This is a genomic window from Saccharothrix sp. ST-888 (genome assembly GCF_000955975.1).
Classification (GTDB): Bacteria; Actinomycetota; Actinomycetes; order Streptomycetales; family Streptomycetaceae; genus Kitasatospora.
Genome location: NZ_JYJF01000042.1, coordinates 1 through 18769 on the forward strand (window position 1 = coordinate 1; position 18769 = coordinate 18769).

The window sequence follows — 18769 nt, forward strand, 5'->3', positions numbered from 1 at the left end:
GCTGGTCGACGTAGCGGCTCTCGTGGGTGCCGAAGGCCTTGGCGATCTGCGCGTTGCTGCCGGTGGCGTTGACCACCTGGCGGTTGGCGCTGACCGAGGCGACCTTCAGACCCTGGCCCGCCAGGTAGGAACGGACCTGGTCGACGTCGGCCTGGGTCGGGCCGAAGCGCTCGGTGAACTGGGCCGGCGTCAGGTAGTGCCCGTACTCGGGCGAACCCTTGGTGCTGACGGCAGCGAGGAACCGGTCGAGCTGCGCGGTGTTGCGCAGCTCGAGGCTGACGGCCACGGATATCTGCTGGGCGGCGGGGACGTCGCCCTGCTTCTGGGAGTGGGCCACCGCGGGTGTCACGGTGTTGGGCAGGGCCACCCGGGGCGCCGAGACGTGGGGAGTCGGCGCGGCGTAGGCGGCCGTGGCACCCAGGGACGCCGCGGTCAGCGGCAGTACGGCGAGTGCCGAGGCAAGGACGAGCGAGCGGGGTCGCACGGGATCCTCCGGGAAGTGGGGGTCGCTCCGATGTGGGAGCGCTTGTCCGAAGTTCCCAGGAAACTCTCAGAATTGGGTCCAAGTCTGAGCAATTCCTTACTAAAAAACAGTCAACTGTGAACAGGCTGGGAGCAGCAACGGAATGACAGCGCCTCCATACAGTTAACTGACGGCACCACAGCCAGAGTTGGGGATGTCCACCGGACCGCCACCCAATCACCCGGATCGTGAAGCCCGTGTCCTCCTCGACTCCGGCCGGCCGGCCCGGGCTGCCGGAGTCCGGAAGCGTCAGCGATCGTTGCCCGGGCCGAGGCCGAGGAGGGTGTGGAGGAGGAGGGCGGAGCCGAGGCCGACGGCCCAGCCGTAGTCGGCGAGGGGCTTGAGGAAGGGGATCACGCCGTCGGCGGGGAAGGGGCCCTGCTTGACGCCGTGGGCGTCGAGGGTGGAGTAGGAGCCGCCGACGGCGAAGACGCTGCCGACCAGGAAGGCCAGCACGGCGCGGAGGTTCCAGCCGCCCGTGTACCAGTAGCGGCCGTCGGGGCGGTAGAGCTCTTCGAGGGCGAGCCGGGTACTGCGGAGCAGCCAGTAGTCGGCGATCAGGATGCCGGCCACCGTGCCGAGCAGGCCGCCGACCACACCGAGCCAGGTGAAGATGTAGACGTGCGGGTTGGCGATCAGCTTCCACGGCATGATGGCGATCCCGACCACGCCCGTGATCAGCGCGCCGGTACGGAAGTTGACGAAGCGCGGCAGCAGGTGGGCGAGGTCGTAGGCGGGGCTGACCACGTTCGCCGCGATGTTCACCGACAGGGTGGCGACCAGGACGACCAGCAGGGCGAACAGTGTGCCCGCGACGCTGTCCGTCTTCGCCGCCAGCGCGATCGGGTCCCAGATCGGGGCCCCGTAGACCGCCTGGGAGCCGGAGGTGACCAGCACCGAGAGCAGCGCGAAGAGCGTCATGGTGGTGGGCAGACCGAGGGCCTGGCCACGGATCTGGGCGCGCTGGCTGCCGCCGAAGCGGGTGAAGTCCGGGATGTTCAGCGACAGCGTCGACCAGAAGCCGATCATGCCCATCAGTGCGGGGAAGAAGACCTTCCAGAAGCCGCTCCCCCACCCGAGTGCCGACGGCTGGGACAGCAGCGGGCCGAACCCGCCCGCCTTCACCACGATCCAGGCCAGCAGCGCCAGCGCGCCCACGATCACGAACGGCGCCGCCCAGTTCTCGAACCGGCGCAGCGTCTCCATGCCCCGGGCGATCACCGCGATCTCGATCAGCCAGAACGCTCCGAACGCCAGCCACAGCGTCCACGGCTGCCCGGCGACCTGCCCGGCGTCCCGCCACCACGCGCCGAGCAGCTTCCCCGCCAGCAGGAAGATCCCCTCACCGCCGATCCAGGTCTGGATGCCGAACCACGCGCACGCGACGGCGGCCCGCAGCAGCGCCGGCAGGTTGGCCCCGCGCAGCCCGAAGGAGGCGCGGGCGAACACCGGGAACGGGATCCCGTACTTCGTGCCGGCGTGCCCGCTGAGCAGCATCGGCACGAGCACGATCAGGTTGGCCAACGCAATGGTGAGGACGGCCTGCTTCCAGTCCATGCCGAGCGCGACCAGGCCCGAAGCCAGGGTCCAGGACGGGATGTTGTGCGCCATGCCCACCCAGAGGCTCAGGTAGTTGTAAACACCCCAGGTGCGCTTCTCGACGGGCACGGGGGCCAGGTCGTCGTTGGCGAAGCGGGGATCGTCCAGGACGACGTCCGCAGCGAGGGCGACTCGGCCGTCGGGAAAGCTCTGCTGCGTCGTGGCGGTGCCGGGTCTTGAGCGTGCACTGGAGGACATCGAAGCCACCTCGGTTCGCGGAGTCTCGTGCAGCGGGACGTGACACCTCCCGAGGGGGCAGCACCGGGCCCTCGGGGTGGTACGAAGAAGCGGCGCGCGCCGAGGTTCGTGGCCGCTCTTGAGCGGCCCACGGCGCCGGGTGTCTGCGGCCGCCCCGGGTGCGGCCGCCTTCGACAAGCGGTCCGGATTCGCCAAGCGATCGGGATTCGACGAGCGGTCGGGCGGCCGGCCCGGCGGGGTCGGCCGCCCGACGGGGTGTCAGCCGAGCGCGGGGATGACGCTCTTGCCGTACGCGTCGATGGTCGCCTCCACCGCGTCGTGCATGGCGTAGACGGCGAACTGGTCGACGCCGAGGGCGCGCAGCTCGGCGAGCCGGGCGAGTTGGGCCTCGGGCGGTCCGATCAGGCAGAAGCGGTCGATGATCTCGTCGGGGACGAAGGCGGTGTCGGGGTTCCCGGCCCGGCCGTGGTGGGAGTAGTCGTAGCCGTGCCGGTCCTTGATGTACGCGGTGAGCGCCTCGGGGACCATCCCGGAGTGCTCGCCGTAGCGCGCGACCAGGTCGGCGACGTGGTTGCCGACCATTCCGCCGAACCAGCGGCACTGCTCGCGGGCGTGGGCGAGCGCGGCGGGCGAGTCGTCCTCCGTGACGTACGCGGGGGCGGCGACGCAGATGGTCAGCGAGGCGGGGTCGCGTCCGGCCTCGGCGGCGGCGGCGCGGACGGCCTTGATCATCCACTCGGTGAGGAAGGGGTCGGCGAGCTGGAGGATGAAGCCGTCCGCCTGGCGCCCGGTCAGCGCGAGCGCCTTGGGGCCGTACGCGCCCGTCCAGACCGGGAGCCGGGCACCCGGTTTGACCCAGGGGAGGTGCATGGCGGTGCCGTCCACCTCGGCCTCGCGGCCCTCGGCGAGCTCCTTGATGGCGTGCATGGCCTGCGAGAGCCGGTCCAGGGTGGCGGGGTGGCGGCCGGCCACCCGCATCGCGGAGTCGCCGCGGCCGATGCCGCAGACGGTGCGGTTGCCGTACATGTCGTTGAGGGTGGCGAACAGGGAGGCGGTGACCTCCCAGGTGCGGGTGGCGGGGTTGGTGACCATCGGGCCGACGACCAGGCGGCTGGTCTCGGCGAGGATCCGGCTGTAGATGACGAAGGGCTCCTGCCAGAGCACCACCGAGTCGAAGGTCCAGCCATGGGTGAAACCCGCCGACTCCGCCCGTTTCATCCGCTCGACGAGCAGCTGCGCGGGCGGGTCGGTCTGGAGCACAAGTCCGATGTCCACACTTCTCCTTAACGGTTGCCCAGGTGGTTCGGAGGCACCGGCAGGTACCTGCGGGTGCCTGCCGGTACGGCGGGTCTCGGCTCAGTCGAGGTACTGGCAGGTGGCGCGCGGCTGGTAGCGCCCGTGTCCGGCCCGGCCCAGGTAGGCACCGTCGTCGATGACGACGGCACCTCGGGAGAGGACGGTGCGGACCTTGCCGGTGACCTCCTTGCCCTCGTAGGCGGAGTAGTCGACGTTCATGTGGTGGGTGGCGGCGGAGAGGGTCTGCGTGGCCGCCGGGTCGTAGAGCACGATGTCGGCGTCGGCACCGGGGGCGATGGTGCCCTTGCGCGGGTAGAGGCCGAACATCCGGGCCGGGGCGGCGCAGGCGATCTCGATCCAGCGGCGACGGGAGATCCGGCCCTCGACGACCGCCTGGTGGAGCAGGTCCATCCGGTTCTCCACGCCGGGCAGACCGTTGGGGATCTTGGAGAAGTCGTCGCGCCCGAGCTCCTTCTGGCCGCTGAAGCAGAAGGGGCAGTGGTCGGTGGAGACCACCTGGAGGTCCCCGGTGCGCAGGCCCTTCCACAGCTCGGCCTGGTGCTCGCGCGGGCGCAGCGGGGTGGAACAGACGTACTTGGCGCCCTCGAAGCCGTCGGCTCCGGACTCGGCCAGGTTGTCGGTGGAGAGGAAGAGGTACTGCGGGCAGGTCTCCCCGAAGACGCTGAGTCCCTGCCGCCGGGCGGCGGCGAGTTCGGCGACCGCCGAGGCGGCGGAGACGTGAACGACGTAGAGCGGGGAGCCGGCCACCTGGGCCAGCTTGATGGCCCGGTGGGTGGCCTCGGCCTCCAGGAGCTCGCGGCGGACCTCGCCGTGGTAGCGCGGGTCGGTCTTCCCGGCTGCGAGGGCCTGTTCGACCAGGACGTCGATGGCGATGCCGTTCTCGGCGTGCATCATGATCAGCCCGCCGTTGTCGGCGCCGCGCTGCATGGCGCGCAGGATCTTCCCGTCGTCGCTGTAGAACACGCCGGGGTAGGCCATGAAGAGCTTGAACGAGGTCACGCCCTCCGCGACCAGCAGGTCCATCTCCTTGAGGCTGTGCTCGGTGACGTCGGCCAGGATCATGTGGAAGCCGTAGTCGATCGCGCAGGCGCCCTGGGCCTTGGCGTGCCAGGTGTCCAGTCCCTCGCGCAGCGAGGAGCCCACCGACTGGACGGCGAAGTCCACGATGGTGGTGGTGCCGCCCCAGGCGGCGGCCCGGGTGCCGGTCTCGAAGGTGTCGGAGGCGGAGGTGCCGCCGAACGGCAGCTCCATGTGGGTGTGCGCGTCCACGCCGCCGGGGATGACGTACAGCCCGCGGGCGTCGAGCACGCGGTCGGCCGTCCAGCCCTCGGCGACGCCGCTGCCGAAGGACGCCAGGGCCACCACCTTCTCGCCCTCGATCAGGACGTCGGCGTGCACTTCCTCGGCGGCGGTGACGACCAGGCCGCCGCGGATCACCGTACGGTTCATGTTCCCGTTCCTCTCAGGCCTCGGTGAGCGGGCCGTACGCCTCGGGGCGCCGGTCGCGGTAGAAGGCCCACTGCTGGCGGACCTCCTCGATCACGTCCAGGTCGAGGTCGCGGACGAGAAGTTCCTCCTCCTTGTCGGAGGCCACCTCGCCGACGAACCGGCCGCGCGGGTCGACGAAGTAGGAGGTGCCGTAGAAGTCGTTGTCGCCGTACTCCTCCACGCCGACCCGGTTGATCGCGGCGATGTAGTACTCGTTGGCGACGGCGGCGGCGGGCTGTTCCAGCTGCCACAGGTAGGAGGACAGGCTCCGGCTGGTCGCGGAGGGGTTGTAGACGATCTCGGCGCCGGCAAGGCCGAGCGCCCGCCAGCCCTCGGGGAAGTGCCGGTCGTAACAGATGTAGACGCCGACCTTGCCGACGGCGGTGTCGAACACCGGCCAGCCGAGGTTGCCGGGCTTGAAGTAGTACTTCTCCCAGAAGCCCTTGACCTGCGGGATGTGGTGCTTGCGGTACTTGCCGAGGTAGGAGCCGTCGGCGTCGATCACGGCGGCGGTGTTGTAGTAGAAACCGGACTGCTCGGCCTCGTACACCGGGACGACGATCACCAGACCCAGCTCGCGCGCCAGCTCCTGCATCCGGCGCACGGTCGGGCCGTCGGGGACGGGCTCGGCCCAGCGGTAGTGCTCGGGCTCCTGGACCTGGCAGAAGTAGGGGGCGTTGAAGACCTCCTGGAATCCGATGATCCGGGCGCCCTGCGCGGCCGCGTCCCGGGCCGCCTTCTCGTGGGCCGCGATCATCGTTTCCGGGTCACCCGTCCAGGCGGTCTGGAAGAGAGCTGCTCGAACGACTCGGCTCATCGGTCCACTCCTTCGACGAAGGTGCTGTAGACCGTTGAGACTAGGAGCTTCCCGGCGCCACGTGTAGTGCCACGCTGTAACGCCGGGAAGCCACTTTCATTCCGCCGCGAAACCCCGGGGCCGCACGGCCCCGTCAGCCCTCCAGCGGGGTCAGCCGCCGCAGTGCCAGCGGCTCGGCGAGGATCGTGTCCAGGACCTCGCTCGCGTGCCGGAAGTGCGGCGTGGCGAAGTGCTCCTGGAGCGCCTCCTCGTCCTGCCACTCCTCGATGATCACCATCCGCTCCGGGCGGTTCGGGTCGACCAGCGGCTGGTACGAGCGGCAGCCCGGCTCCTTCAGCGAGGGCTCGATCATGCCTTCCAGCAGCGTACGGAGGCGGTCGGCCTGGTCGGGCACCGCGGTCAGCTCGGCTATGAGGATCATCGGATGGTCTCCTTCGGATCGACGGGACCGGCCCGGCCCCGGTGCGCTCAAGGGTATCCGCGATCTCTGACGGTCCGTCAGCGCAGGGTCCCGGCCGTCCGCCCGCCCGGGCCGGAGGGGCATCCGGGCCACCGGCTCCGGGACGGGGCCGCGCCGCTCCGGTCGGCCGCCTGTTCGGCAGGCTTTGCCCGGGACGATCGCGAGCAGGCAAGATAGCGGAGTGACCCTCCTGGACCTGATGCCGAGCCCTGCCACCCCCGATGCGCTGTACGAGACCTTCGTCGAGTGGACGCAGGAGCGGGGCATCACCCTCTACCCAGCCCAGGAGGAGGCGCTGATCGAGCTGGTCTCCGGGAACAACGTGATCCTGGCGACCCCCACCGGCTCGGGCAAGAGCCTGGTGGCGGCGGGCGCGCACTTCGCCGCGCTGGCCGAGGGCAAGCGGACCTTCTACACCGCGCCGATCAAGGCGCTGGTCTCGGAGAAGTTCTTCGACCTGGTGAAGATGTTCGGCACCGAGCAGGTCGGCATGATGACCGGCGACGCCAGCGTCAACCCGACCGCGCCGATCATCTGCTGCACCGCCGAGGTGCTGGCGCAGATCGCGCTGCGCGACGGCGAGCGGGCCGACATCGGCCAGGTCGTGATGGACGAGTTCCACTTCTACGCCGAGCCGGACCGCGGCTGGGCGTGGCAGGTCCCGATCCTGGAGCTGCCGCAGGCGCAGTTCCTGCTGATGTCCGCGACCCTCGGTGACGTCCGCCGCTTCGAGGAGGACCTCACCCGGCGCACCGGCCGCCCGACCACCGTGGTCCGCTCCGCCACCCGCCCGGTGCCGCTGTTCTACGAGTACCGCCGCACCACCCTGCACGACACCCTGGAGGAGCTGCTGAAGACCGGCCAGGCGCCGGTCTACGTGGTCCACTTCACCCAGAAGGAAGCCGTCGAGCGGGCGCAGTCGCTGATGAGCATCAACATGTGCTCGAAGGCGGAGAAGGACGCCATCGCCGCCCTGATCGGCAACTTCCGCTTCACCACCAAGTTCGGCCGCAACCTCTCGCGCTACGTCCGGCACGGCATCGGCGTGCACCACGCGGGCATGCTGCCCAAGTACCGCCGGCTGGTCGAGCGGCTCGCCCAGGCCGGTCTGCTGAAGGTCATCTGCGGCACCGACACCCTCGGCGTCGGCGTCAACGTGCCGATCCGCACCGTGCTGTTCACGGCCCTGTCCAAGTACGACGGGCAGCGGGTCCGGGTGCTGCGCGCCCGCGAGTTCCACCAGATCGCCGGACGCGCGGGCCGGGCCGGCTTCGACACCGTCGGCCAGGTCGTCGCCCAGGCCCCCGAACACGTGGTGGAGAACGAGAAGCTGCTCGCCAAGGCCGGCGAGGACCCCAAGAAGCGGCGCAAGGTGGTGCGCAAGAAGGCGCCGGAAGGTTTCGTCGGCTGGAGCGAGGAGACCTTCGAGCGGCTGATCGCCGCCGACCCGGAGCCGCTGGTCTCCCGGTTCAAGGTCAGCCACGCCATGCTGCTCTCGGTGATCGGCCGCCCCGGCAACGCCTTCGAGGCGATGCGCAAGCTGCTCACCGACAACCACGAGGACCGCGCCGCGCAGCGCCGCCACATCCGCTCCACCGTCGCCATCTACCGCTCGCTGCTCGAGGGCGGCGTGGTCGAGCGCCTGCCCGAGCCGGACGCCGAGGGCCGGATCGTCCGCCTCACCCTCGACCTCCAGGAGAACTTCGCGCTCAACCAGCCGCTCTCCACCTTCGCCCTGGCCGCCTTCGAACTGCTCGACCCGACCTCGCCCTCGTACGCCATGGACGTGGTCTCGGTGGTCGAGGCGACCCTCGACGACCCGCGCCAGATCCTCGCCTCGCAGGAGAACAAGGCGCGCGGCGAGGCCATCGGCGAGATGAAGCGCGACGGCGTCGAGTACGAGGAGCGGATGGAGCGGCTCCAGGAGATCACCTACCCCAAGCCGCTGGAGGAGCTGCTCGGCCACGCGTACGAGGTCTACCGGCGGGCGCACCCGTGGATCGGCGACCACCCGCTGCGGCCCAAGTCGGTGATCCGCGACCTCTACGAGCGCGCGATGACCTTCACCGACTACGTCGGCCACTACGAGCTCGCCCGCACCGAGGGCATCGTGCTGCGCTACCTGGCCAGCGCGTACAAGGCGCTGGAGCAGACCGTCCCCGAGGACATCAAGACCGACGACCTCAAGGACGTCATCGCCTGGCTCGGCGAGCTGGTCCGCCAGGTCGACTCCAGTCTGCTGGACGAGTGGGAGCAGCTGGCGAACCCGACCACGCCCGAGGCCGCCGAGGTCCGCCTCGACGACAAGCCCGCGCCGGTCACCGCCAACGCCCGCGCCTTCCGGGTGCTGGTGCGCAACGAGATGTTCCGCCGGGTGGAGCTCTGCGCGCTGGAGCACTACGAGGAGCTCGCCGAGCTGGACGGCGAGTACGGCTGGGACGCCGACCGCTGGGCGGACGCGCTGGACGGGTACTGGGAGGAGTACGACGACCTCGGCACCGGACCGGACGCGCGCGGTCCCAAGATGCTGCTGATCGAGGAGGACGACTCCGCCTGGCGGGTCCGGCAGATCTTCGACGACCCGAACGGGGACCACGACTGGGGCATCAGCGCCGAGGTCGACCTGTACGGCTCCGACGAGGAGGGCCGGGCGGTCCTGCGGGTGACGGCGGTGGACCGCCTGGGCGGCTGACCACCGCCGCCTCCGGGAGACCGTCGGCCGGGCGCACCTGACCGGCGGTCTCACGGTCGGCGGTTCTCACAGCCGCCGGCCTCGTATCCGCCGGCCTCACATCCAGAGGAAGGTCGACCCCGCCGTGAAGGAGACGGCCCGGGTCGCGCGGTCCAGCGCCGGGTCGGGGGTGGGACCGGTGGCGCGCAGGTCCGCGTAGCGGGAGCTGGTGACGGTCAGGTAGTGACCGACCACCTCGACCTGGCTGTCGGTCAGCGGCTTGGGGCTGTTGGTGCCGCCGGACTGGCCCTGGGGCGGCTGCCCGGACGGCGACTGTCCGGACTGCGGCTGCCCGGACTGCGGCTGCCCGGACGGCTGCGGGCTCTCCGGCGGGGCCGATGACGCCTGCCCGCCCGGACTCGGCGACTGCGAGGACGTCGAGGTGCTGGGAGCGGGGCTGGGCGCGGGCGGGTTCGCGGCTTCCGGGGTGAGGAAGGAGACCGCCCCCGGGTCGTCCTTCAGCGCGTCCAGGGCCTTGCGGGCGGACGTCTCGTCAGCGAAGCGCAGCACCGTCAGGCTGGTCACCACCGGCTGGTCGGCCTGGCTGAAGCCGACCGCGAGATAGCTCTCGCAACCGATGTCGCGCAGCACGTTGCGGGTGCGGTCCTGGAACACCTCGCCGCAGTCCTCGCCGTCCCTGGCGGCGGTGCGGCGGGCCTTGTAGCCGTCCAGCTCGATGGCCCTCTGGAGCGGGAAGTAGTAGTCCGGGGCGAAGGCCTGGGCCTCCGTCAGCGGCTCGCCGGAGGCAGTGCCCCCGGCCGGGAGGGTCTTGCCGAGGTCCGAACCGGTCCGGCCGAGACCCGGTATCAGATCGCCTTTGCTGGAACTGGTCGCAATCCAGCCCGCCCCCGTCGCCGCCACCGCCAACAGTGCGCACCACACCAGAACCGGCCGGCGTCCCCCTCCCCGGTGGGTGTGGGCGGGTTTGGCGTCCTGCTGGCCTACCGGGCGCGGATCGCGCTCCCCCTGCGTGGTCATGGCGGAAATTCTAAGCAGACGGCCTTCCTGCCGCCCGACCCGCCTGCCCCGCACCGACCTGCCCACTTCGTCCGCGATCGAAGATCATCGGCATTGTGACAACTCGCACACGGCCACAGGGCCATCTTGGTGGGTTCTCTCTAGCGCGAGCCCGGGTTGTCCGGGCAGGATCAGGACCATGGATCTGCTCGACACCCTCACCGCCAAGGGCCTGCGCCGGGAACTCCCCACCAAGGAGGAGGCGCTCGCAGTTCTCTCCACCACTGACGACGAGTTGCTGGACGTGGTTGCAGCAGCCGGTCGGGTGCGCCGACAGTGGTTCGGACGCCGGGTCAAACTCAACTACCTGGTGAACCTGAAGAGCGGGCTCTGCCCCGAGGACTGCACCTACTGCTCGCAGCGGCTCGGCTCCAAGACCGAGATCCTCAAGTACACCTGGCTGAAGCCGGAGCAGGCCGCCGAGGCCGCCGCCGCCGGACTGGCCGGCGGTGCGAAGCGGGTCTGCCTGGTGGCCAGCGGGCGTGGTCCGACGGACCGTGACATCGACCGGGTCGCCGGCACCATCTCCGCCGTCAAGGAGGCCAACGAGAACGTCGAGGTCTGCGTCTGCCTCGGCCTGCTCTCCGACAACCAGGCCGAGCGGCTGCGCGCGGCCGGTGCGGACGCCTACAACCACAACCTCAACACCTCCGAGGGCACCTACGGCGACATCGCCACCACCCACACCTACGCGGACCGGGTGGACACCGTCACCAAGGCGCACGGCGCCGGGCTCTCCGCCTGTTCCGGCCTGATCGCGGGCATGGGCGAGACGGACGCCGACCTGGTGGACGTGGTCTTCGCGCTGCGCGAGCTGAACGCGGACTCGGTGCCGGTCAACTTCCTGATCCCGTTCGAGGGCACCCCGCTGGCCAAGGAGTGGAACCTCACTCCGCAGCGCTGCCTGCGGATCCTCGCGATGGTCCGCTTCGTCTGCCCCGACATCGAGGTCCGGATCGCCGGCGGCCGCGAGGTGCACCTGCGCACGATGCAGCCGCTCGGCCTGCACATCGCCAACTCGATCTTCCTCGGCGACTACCTGACCAGCGAGGGCCAGGCCGGACAGGCCGACCTCGACATGATCAAGGACGCCGGTTTCATGGTCGAGGGCACGGACGAGATGACGCTGCCCCGCCACCGCGCCGACGTGGCGGGCGGCAACTCGTGCGGCACGGGCGGCGGTTGCAGCCCCTGCGGCGACGGCTCCGCCGCGCCGGCCGGAGCCTGCGGCACGGCCGGGGACTCCGCCGTCGGCGAGGACTCCGCCGCGACCGGGGACGCTGCCCCGGCCGGGGACGAGACCCGCACCGACCTGGTCCGCGTGCGGCGCCGCGGCGCCGGCACCGAACTGGCGCCGAACGCCTGAGGACCGCGCACCCATGGCACAGCTCTCCCCCGAATCCCTCATCTCGCTGGACCGGGCCCACGTCTGGCACCCGTACTCGCCGATGCCCGGCAAGGCCACCCCGTACGTGGTCGAGTCCGCGTCCGGAGTGCGGCTCCGGCTCGCCGAACCGGCGGCCGGGCACCGGGAACTGATCGACGGCATGTCCTCCTGGTGGGCCGCCATCCACGGGTACGGCCACCCCGAACTGGACCAGGCCGTCCGCGACCAGCTCGGCCGGATGAGCCATGTGATGTTCGGCGGGCTCACCCATGAGCCCGCCGTCCGGCTGGCCACCAGGCTGGTCGAGATCACCCCCGAGCCGTTGCAGCACGTCTTCCTGACCGACTCGGGCTCGGTGTCCGTCGAGGTCGCGATGAAGATGTGCCTGCAGTACTGGCAGTCGCTCGGGCGGCCGGAGAAGCGTCGTCTGCTCACCTGGCGCGGCGGCTACCACGGCGACACCTTCCACCCCATGTCGGTCTGCGACCCCGAGGGCGGGATGCACCAGCTCTGGGGCGGGGTGCTGCCGCAGCAGGTCTTCGCCGGCGAGCCCCCGGCCGGGTTCGACGCCCCGGTCGACCCCGCCTACGCGGCCGAGCTCGCCGAGCTGATCGAGCGTACGGCCGGGGAGCTGGCCGCCGTGATCGTGGAGCCGGTGGTGCAGGGTGCGGGCGGGATGCGCTTCCACTCCCCCGCGTACCTGCGGCTGCTGCGCGAACTGTGCGACCGGCACGGCGTACTGCTCGTCTTCGACGAGATCGCCACCGGCTTCGGCCGCACCGGCGCGCTGTTCGCCGCCGAGCACGCCGGCATCTCCCCCGACGTGATGTGCCTGGGCAAGGCCATCACCGGCGGCTACCTGACGCTCGCCGCCACCCTGTGCACCGGTGAGGTCGCCGACGGCATCAGCAAGGGCGAGATGCCGGTGCTGGCCCACGGGCCGACCTTCATGGGCAACCCGCTGGCCGCCGCCGTCGCCAACGCCTCGATCGACCTGCTGCTCCGCCAGGACTGGCGGCTGGAGGTCAAGCGCATCGAGACGGGCCTGCGGGCCGGTCTCGCGGACGCGGTCGACGTGCCCGGCGTGCGCGACGTCCGGGTGCTCGGCGCGATCGGCGTGGTGCAGCTGGACCACCCGGTCGACATCGCCGCGGCGACCGAGGCGGCCGCCCGCGAGGGCGTCTGGCTCCGGCCGTTCCGCGACCTGCTCTACACCATGCCCCCGTACATCACCGGGGACGAGGACCTGGCGCGGATCGGCACCGCCGTGACCGCCGCGGCGGTGGCGGGATGAGCACCGACACGAGCAGCACCGACGGCATCCTGTTCGTCACCGGGACCGGGACCGAGGTCGGAAAGACCATGGCCACCGCCGCGGTCGCGGCCCTGGCACTGGACGCCGGGCGTACCGTGGCGGTCCTGAAGCCGGGCCAGACCGGGGTCACCCCGGACGAGCCCGGGGACGTGGACGAGGTCCTCCGGCTGGCCGGTCCGGCCGTCCACCCGGTCGAACTCGCCCGCTACCCCGAGCCGTTGGCCCCCGACACCGCCGCCCGGCGGTCCGGACTGCCCACGATCGGCCCCAAGCAGGTCGCCGAGACCGTGGCCGACCTCGCCGAGCAGTACGACCTGGTGATCGTCGAGGGCGCCGGCGGCCTGCTCGTCCGGTACGACGAGGACGGGCACACCCTCGCCGACATGGCCGTCGCCACGGCCGAACTCGGCCTGCGCCCAAGGGTGTTGCTGGTCGCGGCAGCCGGTCTCGGCACGCTGAGCGTCACCGCGCTCAGTGCCGAGGCGCTGCGCGCCCGCAGCCTGGAGCTGGCGGGCGTGGTGGTCGGCTCCTGGCCCGCCGACCCCGACCTGGCCTCCCGCTGCAACCTCGCCGACCTCCCGGCCTCCGCCGAGGCTCCACTGCTCGGCGCCCTGCCCGAGGGCGTGGCCGAGGGCGGCAGCACACCCTTCCGGCGCCGCGCCCGCCAGGCGCTCGCCCCCGCCCTCGGCGGCGACTGGGACGCGGCGGCCTTCACCGCCGAGCACCGGCCGGACAACTGACGCTGAGTCAATTTCCGCCCCACTCCTGCCGCAACCGCGCGGACCGACCGCAGCCACCCGGCCGGGCTCGTACGCCCGGCCGGGAGCGGGGTCGCGGTCGGCGAAGGGGTCGGGCCGGGTCCCGTCCGGTCAGGGTGAGAGCGGCTTGACCCAGCGGCACCACTGCTCCTCGCGGACGTACCCGGCCGCCCTCCAGGCGCGCTGGGCCTGCTCGTTGCCCTGGAGCACCCGGCGCACCGGGGCCACCGTGAATTCCACCCCTCGGGATCACCCGCCGGTCCGGACAGCCGGATCAGGCGAGCCGCCACACCGTGGTGGTCTTCACCGCGCTGTTCTCCAAGTCCGCCATCACCGGCACCTCGTACGAGGCGACCGCCGTGAACCGCCCCCGGGGCAGGTACGCCCGGCCCGGGTCGCCGACCAGGACCACCGCACCCCGGGCGTGCGCGCGCTCCAGGAACGGCAGGAAGCGGTCGGCCATCCAGCGCTCGTAGAACACGTCGCCGGCCAGTACGACTTCGGCCTCCCCGCCGTCGCCGTCCAGCAGATCGGCGCACTCCGCGGTCACCTCGACACCGTTCGCGCCGGCGTTCACCGCGATCGCGGCCACCGCGTAGTCGTCGATCTCCGCAGCCCGGACGGCGGCCGCCCCGCGCAGTGCCGCCGCGATCGAGACCACGCCCGAACCGGCGGCCACGTCCAGGACCTTCCGCCCCGCGACGATCTCGGGGTGGTCCAGGACGTAGCGGGACACCGCGACTCCCCCGGCCCAGGCGAACGCCCAGAACGGGGGCGGCAGTCCGACCTCGCCCTTGGCCGCCTCGGTCCGCTCCCACAGTTCGATGGCCTCCTCGGCCTGGCGCAACCGGATCTCCGGCAGGAACGGGACGGGGCCGAGGCTGGTCTGCTCCAGCACGAAGGCCGTACTGCCGCCCTCGGTGGTTGCGGTGCCGCCGGACATGGCGCTCCTCTGGTCACAGTGGCAAGTGAACAGACCCTAGTGCACGATCGGTTCCACCGTGCGCCATCGGGCGGACGGGCATCCCGGAGCGGCCGCACACCGGATCACCGCAGCCCTCACCCGAGGATCCCACCGCACCTGCTCCACTCGCCCCCGGTGCACACCCGATCCTCACGCGGTACGTACCGTTTCGATACCGAAGCCGTTATGAGCTGCGGAAATGCTCGCTAGAGCGGTGACTCCCGAGTAGCATCCGGCTCACGCCCTCCGGCGCCGTAACCCCGTGTCGCGCCGTCCGGTCGGCGATGCTCGCGGGACAGCTGGGGGTCTGCGCGCACTGGGCACTGCGCGCCAGAGCTGTCGCGCGTACGCGGAAGGGCAGGGACTTGGCGGATCGGCTCACCGGAGGGGACTCCTCCCTGCTGCGACGGATCAACGCGGCGGTCACGCTGCGCACACTGCGCAACGGCCGGTCGGTCACGCTCACTCAACTCGTCGGCGACACCGGCCTCTCCCGGCCGACCGTCGAAGGCGTGATCGAGGGCCTGATGGAATCCGGACTGGTCGCCGAGGTCGACCACACCCCTGTCGGCCGGCCTCCGGGCACCCGTCAGCGCGGCCGCCCCGCCCGCTGGTTCCGCTTCCGCGCCGAGGCCGGGCACGTCCTGGGCATCGAGATCGGCGTGCACGGTCTGCGGGTCGTGCTCGCCGACCTGACCGGCGAACTGCTCGGCAGCGAGGCCAGGGAGGTCGACGAGACCCTGGACGCCGAAGAACGGCTCTGCGCCGTCCGCACGGCCGTCGCCGAGGTCCTGCGCAGGACGGGCGTCTCCCGCGACAGCCTCTGGGCGGTCGCCGTCGGCAGCCCCGGCATCGTGGACCGCGACGGCACCATCCGGCTCGGCACCGCCATGCCCGGCTGGACCGGTCTCGACCTCGGCGCCCGGCTGCGCCGCTCCTTCCGCTGCCCCGTACTGATCGAGAACGACGCCAACCTGGCCGCCATCGCCGAACACTGGCAGGGCGCGGCCGTCGGCAAGGGCGACGTGGTCTTCGTGATGGCCGGGCTCAGCCCCGGGGCCGGTTCGCTGATCAACGGCAGACTGCACCGGGGCTTCGGCGGCGCCGCCGGGGAGATCGGCGCACTGCACCTGCTCGGCCAGGAGGCCACGCCCGAACGGCTGTTGTCCACCAGCGGCAAGCCGCTGGACCCGCTGGACGAGGCCGCGGTGGCGCGGGTGCTGCGGCTGGCGCGGGAGGGCGACGAGGTGGCCCGGGTGGCGATGGACCGCTTCCTGCGGCGGCTGGTGCACGACGTGGCGGCGCTGGTGCTGGCGCTGGACCCGCAGTTGGTGGTGGTCGGCGGCTGGGCGGCCGGGCTGGACGGCGTACTGGAGCCGCTGCGCGAACAGTTGGCGCTGTACTGCCTTCGGGCGCCGGAGGTCGCCCTGGCGGCCCTGGGCGAGGAAGTGGTCGCCTTGGGGGCCCTGCGCGTCGCACTCGACCACGTCGAGGAGCAGCTCTTCGCGGTCGACCCCCCGACGATCAGTCCACGCTAGGCCCCCGCCCGGGGGCAAGGGTGAACCCTCAGGGGCGCGGGGGACTGCGCGAAACGGAAGGGCAGCAGGCCGCACTGTTACCCGGCAGGGCACCATGCACCGCCCCACCGGGAGTTCACGAGGTGCACCGTGCTCGCCGGGGCGCGGCTGGACCATGGAGCCTTCCGCCTCGCGCAGTTCCCCGCGCCCCTGGCTGCGCGCGGCGCAGCGGCGGCCCGGCCTCAGGAGGCGGTACGGACCGCGCCCGCCTGGACCGGCGTGACCTCGACCTTGCCGGTCTCGCCGAAGGTCAGCTTGCAGGTGTCGGCCCGGTAGGTGGAGACGGCGAGGGCGACCAGCCGGCCGGCGGCCGCGTACCGGGCGGTGACCACCAGGACCGGAGTGCCGGGCGGGCGCTCCAGCAGGGCGGCCTGCTCGGCCTCGGCGACGCCGAGCTCGACCGAGCGGGACTCGCCGTCCACGCCGAGCCGCTCCAGCTGCCGCAGGACCGACTTCGCCTGGTCCTGCTCGGTGGCACTGCCGACGACGTGCGGAACGGCGGGCAGGTGCGGTACGGCCGAGTCCGGCACGTGCAGCGACTCGGTGGCCATGATCTGGCCCTGGACCAGCCGCAGTCGGCGGACGGTGTGCACGGTCTCGCCCACCGGGATGCCGAGTGCCGACGCGAGCTGGGCGGAGGCCGGGGCGCTCACGCAGTCCACGGCGCGCCAGGTCAGGCTGCCGCCGGGGGCGCCGGGGCCGCTCTCGCCGGGGCTGCTGACCGGGATGCCGACGCGGGGCGCGGCGATCAGGGTGCCGATGCCGCGGCGGCGGATCAGGCGGCCCTCCAGCTCCAGCTGGTCCAGCGCCTGCCGGAGGGTGGCCCGGGCCACGCCGAAACGGGCGGACAGCTCACGCTCGTTCGGAATGACCTGGCCGGTGGAGAACTCCGCGTCGATGGTCCGCAGCAGCACCGTGCGCAGGTGCCAGTACTTGGGCTCCGGTACTGTCGCCAGCTGTCCTTGCCCCACCGTGTCCTCCACCCTGAAGGACGTCGGACCGGCCCCGTGCCCTGTGTTGTGGCAGGTGGGAGGGGCAGGCTTTATCAGTCCTTCTTTATTAAAGGTCTTTGCAGTAAGCGACCCTAGGGGGTGGCCGACGAGATGGTCAAGACCAATGACACCGCACACGTCCTTCTCATCGGACCTTCATCCGGGCCGCTCGGCGCGGGCGCGGCCACTCGCCCGGCCGGGAGCGGGGCGGATACCCTTCCCCGGTGATCGTGGTGACGAGTGTGAACGTGAATGGCATCCGGGCTGCCGCCAAGAAGGGCTTCCTGGAGTGGCTGGCGGCCACCGAGGCGGAGGTGGTCTGCCTACAGGAGGTGCGCTCCGAGCCGGAGCAGCTGCCCGCCGAACTGCGCGACCTGCCCGGCTGGCACGCGGTCTGGGCACCTGCCGCCAGCAAGGGCCGGGCCGGGGTCGCCGTGCTCTCGCGGAAGGCTCCGGAGCGTACGGCGATCGGATTCGGCTCGGCGGAGTTCGACGGTTCGGGGAGGTACGCGGAGATCGACCTGCCGGGGCTGACCGTGGCCAGCCTCTACCTCCCGTCCGGCGAGGTCGGCACCGAACGCCAGGACGAGAAGGAACGCTTCATGGCGGAGTTCCTCGTCCACCTCGTCGAGCTGCGCGCGCGGGCGGCGAAGGACGGCCGCGAGGTGGTGGTCTGCGGTGACTGGAACATCGCCCACCAACCCGCCGACCTCAAGAACTGGAAGGCCAACCAGAAGAACGCCGGCTTCCTCCCGGAGGAGCGCGCCTGGCTGACCCGGGTCCTGGACGAGGGCGGCTACGTGGACGTGGTCCGCCGTCTCCACCCCGACCAGGAGGGCCCCTACAGCTGGTGGTCCTACCGCGGCCGCGCCTTCGACAACGACTCGGGCTGGAGGATCGACCTAATTATCGCTACTGGAATCCTCGCTAAGAAGTGCGTCGAGGCCTACGTCGAACGCTCCGCCACCCACGCCGAGCGGTGGTCCGACCACGCACCGGTCACGGCAGTGTTCGATCTGAACAACTAGGCAGCAGAAACTGGTAGTTCGACAGAATCAAGAGGCGGCCCCGACGCGGGGCATTCCACACGTCGGGGCTTCCTCTCGGTAGCAAATACGCCAGCGGCGAAGGAAGTCGCACGGCACTCCCGGAGTGGATTTTTCAGCAAAGCGATTCACGTGACCCTGCTTCCACAAGCGAAGCACCTGTCCGCCCCAGATCAGCTCCCCCGACGATCCAGACCCGAACATCCCTCTAGATACGGCCACCGCCCGCAACCCCTTGACCCCCAGCGGTCGAACGAGCGTCCGACTACTGCTGGCCGGTCCTGTTCGCGCAGGTCAGGGCCTATCTCGTCCGCTCCACATTACGCCCGATGCCGCCTCGTGGCACTCAATCCGTGAGAGCCCCGTGAGAGGTGCGCGAGCCGCTCTGAGTTGTCCCACTGCGGCTCAGTTGTGAGCGGATGCCGACGACCCGACCATCGCAGGCTGGACCCAACCGGTCCGCGACAGCCTGCGGAGCAGTCTCCATCACCTGCACCGCTTAATTCACCACCGCTGGACGCCGGCACAACCCGTCCTCCGCCGAACCATGACACACGGCCCCGCCCCAGAAAGAGGCCGT

General features: G+C 71.3%; 16 protein-coding genes. 6 read left to right on the forward strand and 10 right to left on the reverse strand.

Annotation, left to right across the window (positions count from 1 at the left end):
• The 6 genes from UK12_RS15555 to UK12_RS15580 all read right to left on the reverse strand — a co-directional run.
• Positions 1 to 484, reverse strand: a 484-nt coding sequence (locus UK12_RS15555) for a protease pro-enzyme activation domain-containing protein (protein ID WP_045303564.1), incomplete at its 3' end; no start/stop codon positions are given.
• Between the two features lie 288 nt (positions 485 to 772).
• Positions 773 to 2320, reverse strand: a complete 1548-nt coding sequence (locus UK12_RS15560; RefSeq protein WP_045303565.1) for an NCS1 family nucleobase:cation symporter-1 — start codon at positions 2318 to 2320, stop codon at positions 773 to 775.
• 258 nt (positions 2321 to 2578) lie between these two features.
• Positions 2579 to 3595 carry a TIGR03842 family LLM class F420-dependent oxidoreductase gene (locus UK12_RS15565; protein ID WP_045303566.1) on the reverse strand — a complete coding sequence of 339 codons (1017 nt, stop codon included), beginning with the start codon at positions 3593 to 3595 and terminating at the stop codon, positions 2579 to 2581.
• An 81-nt stretch (positions 3596 to 3676) separates the two neighbouring features.
• Positions 3677 to 5086, reverse strand: coding sequence for a dihydropyrimidinase (gene hydA / locus UK12_RS15570; protein ID WP_045303567.1), 1410 nt, complete (start codon positions 5084 to 5086; stop codon positions 3677 to 3679).
• 13 nt (positions 5087 to 5099) lie between these two features.
• A complete protein-coding gene (locus tag UK12_RS15575; RefSeq protein WP_045303568.1) occupies positions 5100 to 5942 on the reverse strand; it encodes a nitrilase-related carbon-nitrogen hydrolase in 843 nt (280 codons plus the stop codon).
• Positions 5943 to 6075: 133 nt separating this feature from the next.
• Positions 6076 to 6363 (reverse strand): putative quinol monooxygenase, encoded by a 288-nt coding sequence (locus UK12_RS15580; RefSeq protein WP_045303569.1) that lies wholly within the window; start codon positions 6361 to 6363, stop codon positions 6076 to 6078.
• Between the two features lie 220 nt (positions 6364 to 6583).
• On the opposite strand from UK12_RS15580, the gene UK12_RS15585 reads away from it, so the two are divergent.
• A complete protein-coding gene (locus UK12_RS15585; protein WP_045303570.1) occupies positions 6584 to 9094 on the forward strand; it encodes a DEAD/DEAH box helicase in 2511 nt (836 codons plus the stop codon).
• Between the two features lie 96 nt (positions 9095 to 9190).
• Here UK12_RS15585 and UK12_RS15590 read toward each other — a convergent pair whose 3' ends face one another.
• On the reverse strand, positions 9191 to 10111 hold the full coding sequence (locus UK12_RS15590; protein ID WP_156178751.1) for a hypothetical protein: 921 nt from the start codon (positions 10109 to 10111) through the stop codon (positions 9191 to 9193).
• Positions 10112 to 10289: 178 nt separating this feature from the next.
• Between UK12_RS15590 and bioB the strand changes: the two genes are divergently transcribed.
• Genes bioB through bioD form a run of 3 tightly spaced genes read left to right on the forward strand, consistent with a single transcriptional unit; the run spans position 10290 to position 13592 of the window.
• Positions 10290 to 11516: a biotin synthase BioB gene (gene bioB, locus UK12_RS15595; protein ID WP_045303572.1), complete on the forward strand. Its 1227-nt coding sequence runs from the start codon at positions 10290 to 10292 to the stop codon at positions 11514 to 11516.
• A 13-nt stretch (positions 11517 to 11529) separates the two neighbouring features.
• On the forward strand, positions 11530 to 12831 hold the full coding sequence (locus tag UK12_RS15600) for an adenosylmethionine--8-amino-7-oxononanoate transaminase (RefSeq protein WP_045303573.1): 1302 nt from the start codon (positions 11530 to 11532) through the stop codon (positions 12829 to 12831).
• Positions 12828 to 13592: a dethiobiotin synthase gene (gene bioD, locus UK12_RS15605; protein WP_045303574.1), complete on the forward strand. Its 765-nt coding sequence runs from the start codon at positions 12828 to 12830 to the stop codon at positions 13590 to 13592. The genes UK12_RS15600 and bioD overlap by 4 nt, the downstream gene beginning before the upstream one ends.
• Before the next feature lie 129 nt (positions 13593 to 13721).
• Here bioD and UK12_RS44410 read toward each other — a convergent pair whose 3' ends face one another.
• Together UK12_RS44410 and UK12_RS15610 are read right to left on the reverse strand one after the other, a co-directional pair.
• Positions 13722 to 13850: a hypothetical protein gene (locus UK12_RS44410; protein ID WP_269432017.1), complete on the reverse strand. Its 129-nt coding sequence runs from the start codon at positions 13848 to 13850 to the stop codon at positions 13722 to 13724.
• Between the two features lie 34 nt (positions 13851 to 13884).
• Positions 13885 to 14553: a class I SAM-dependent methyltransferase gene (locus UK12_RS15610; RefSeq protein ID WP_045303575.1), complete on the reverse strand. Its 669-nt coding sequence runs from the start codon at positions 14551 to 14553 to the stop codon at positions 13885 to 13887.
• 386 nt (positions 14554 to 14939) lie between these two features.
• On the opposite strand from UK12_RS15610, the gene UK12_RS15615 reads away from it, so the two are divergent.
• Positions 14940 to 16112, forward strand: coding sequence for an ROK family protein (locus UK12_RS15615; protein WP_045303576.1), 1173 nt, complete (start codon positions 14940 to 14942; stop codon positions 16110 to 16112).
• A 221-nt stretch (positions 16113 to 16333) separates the two neighbouring features.
• On the opposite strand, the gene UK12_RS15620 is transcribed toward UK12_RS15615, so the two are convergent.
• Complete coding sequence (locus UK12_RS15620; RefSeq protein ID WP_045303577.1) at positions 16334 to 17122, reverse strand: GntR family transcriptional regulator; 789 nt, start codon at positions 17120 to 17122, stop codon at positions 16334 to 16336.
• 245 nt (positions 17123 to 17367) lie between these two features.
• Between UK12_RS15620 and UK12_RS15625 the strand changes: the two genes are divergently transcribed.
• Positions 17368 to 18171 carry an exodeoxyribonuclease III gene (locus UK12_RS15625; protein ID WP_045303578.1) on the forward strand — a complete coding sequence of 268 codons (804 nt, stop codon included), beginning with the start codon at positions 17368 to 17370 and terminating at the stop codon, positions 18169 to 18171.
• Positions 18172 to 18769 lie beyond the last annotated feature (598 nt).

Coding starts and splice junctions, on each gene's coding strand:
- UK12_RS15560 (WP_045303565.1), bottom strand. CDS start 2,320: ATGTCCTCCAGTGCACGCTCAAGACCCGGCACCGCCACGACGCAGCAG.
- hydA (WP_045303567.1), bottom strand. CDS start 5,086: ATGAACCGTACGGTGATCCGCGGCGGCCTGGTCGTCACCGCCGCCGAG.
- UK12_RS15575 (WP_045303568.1), bottom strand. CDS start 5,942: ATGAGCCGAGTCGTTCGAGCAGCTCTCTTCCAGACCGCCTGGACGGGT.
- UK12_RS15580 (WP_045303569.1), bottom strand. CDS start 6,363: ATGATCCTCATAGCCGAGCTGACCGCGGTGCCCGACCAGGCCGACCGC.
- UK12_RS15590 (WP_156178751.1), bottom strand. CDS start 10,111: ATGACCACGCAGGGGGAGCGCGATCCGCGCCCGGTAGGCCAGCAGGAC.
- bioB (WP_045303572.1), top strand. CDS start 10,290: ATGGATCTGCTCGACACCCTCACCGCCAAGGGCCTGCGCCGGGAACTC.
- UK12_RS15600 (WP_045303573.1), top strand. CDS start 11,530: ATGGCACAGCTCTCCCCCGAATCCCTCATCTCGCTGGACCGGGCCCAC.
- bioD (WP_045303574.1), top strand. CDS start 12,828: ATGAGCACCGACACGAGCAGCACCGACGGCATCCTGTTCGTCACCGGG.
- UK12_RS15610 (WP_045303575.1), bottom strand. CDS start 14,553: ATGTCCGGCGGCACCGCAACCACCGAGGGCGGCAGTACGGCCTTCGTG.